This is a genomic window from Achromobacter sp. 1011811831, from assembly GCF_059760905.1.
In genome coordinates, this window is the sequence record NZ_JCBANG010000192.1 from 1 (window position 1) to 1376 (window position 1376).

Genomic DNA, 1376 nt, shown 5'->3' on the forward strand with positions numbered 1-1376 from the left:
TGAGCAAGCCAGCCTTCAGGCCCGAGGCGAAGATGAGCAGCACCGATGCCTGGCCTTGAACGACCGTTTCCACCAGCTTCGCCGCCGGCGCAGCCCACAAAGCCACGGCCGCGGCCAGCGCCACCGCCCCCAGTGTCACCAGCAGCGCCAAGACCCGATGCTTCAGCACGAGCAGGGCGTACACCAGGCCGCTCGCCGGCAGGGTGATCCAGAAGTCGACACGAGCCATGGCGGCCAGCGCGCAAACGATGGCAATGGCCCACAACCAGCGATCGAGCAGGATGTGCTCGCCGATGCGGTGCACGGCGCGCACGATCAGGGCGATCACGGCCGCCTGCACGCCAAGGAACGCCGCGCCCAGCGAGGTGCCCACGAATTCGATCTGGAAGTACAGCCAGGACAGCGCGAACATCAGCAAGAATCCGGGAAGCATGAACCCGAGTCCCGCCAGTACGCCCCCAAGCCGCCCCTTCGCTCGGATGCCCAAATGAACGCATATTTCGTGCGCTTCGGGTCCGGGCAGCACCTGCATCACCGCAAGCAGCTTGTTGAAGCGTCTGCTGGAGATCCAGCGTTCCTCGTCCACGAGCTCGCGGCGCAACATGCCGATCTGAGCCACAGGCCCGCCCCATGCGAGCAAGCCGAACTTGAGGAAGCGCGCGAAGAGCTGCAGGTAGCTCATCGCTGGAGGGACGGCTTCAGTCGTGGCAGCGGTCTGAGGTCTGGTCGGGGCGTTCACGTTGCTTTGTCCTCGTAACTCTTGAGTAGCCAGTCAAAGACTTCGCACGCGCGAGCAAGCAGCGCGTCGTCGTCGGGTTCGGATGCCTGCAGGCCGGTGAGCAGCGATTCGATGCCCAGCGCTTCCGCGACCGGGAGTCCCCCAACATCCAGGCAATGCACGAGCTCGCCCAGCCGTACCAGTGCAGGGGCGGAATCAAGTCCGAAACTCGCCAGCAGCGTCTCGAAGGTGACCTTGGTGCCCACGTGGCTGAAGGCCGCGCCGTCGAAGTCGAAGCCGAGCCAGCCATTGCGGCAGTCGGCGGGATTCGCCAGCCAGACGATGCGAGCGCTCGGGTCGATGAAACGCCGGATCAGCCAGGCCGAAGCGAGTCGGTCCACCCACGGGCGCGCCCGCGTGGCCCAGGTCCGGCCCTGATAGTCGGCGCGGTCCAGCCGCGGAACATCCGCCTGCCGGGCGGTCGGCTCGTCGGGAGACATGCGGCGGGTGATCGCGTCGCGCAGGTCGTCCAGCAGGCTCAAGGTCTGCCGCTGCGCCTCGCCGGGAAAGAAATCGATGCGCGCCACCTGCTCGAAGCGGCGCACGAGCGGCTGGAGCTTGCGTGCGGCGGCGGCGCCATCCAGGGATGTCAGGCTCC

At 66.9% G+C, this 1376-nt stretch carries 2 protein-coding genes; both read right to left on the bottom strand.

The annotated features are described in order from the left end of the window. The coding region (gene chrA / locus AC6LJ9_RS30535; RefSeq protein ID WP_498150438.1) for a chromate efflux transporter at positions 1–682 on the bottom strand (682 nt) is incomplete at its 3' end. Positions 683–735: 53 nt separating this feature from the next. After that, on the bottom strand, positions 736–1376 hold a 641-nt coding region (locus AC6LJ9_RS30540), incomplete at its 5' end, for a chromate resistance protein ChrB domain-containing protein (protein ID WP_498150439.1).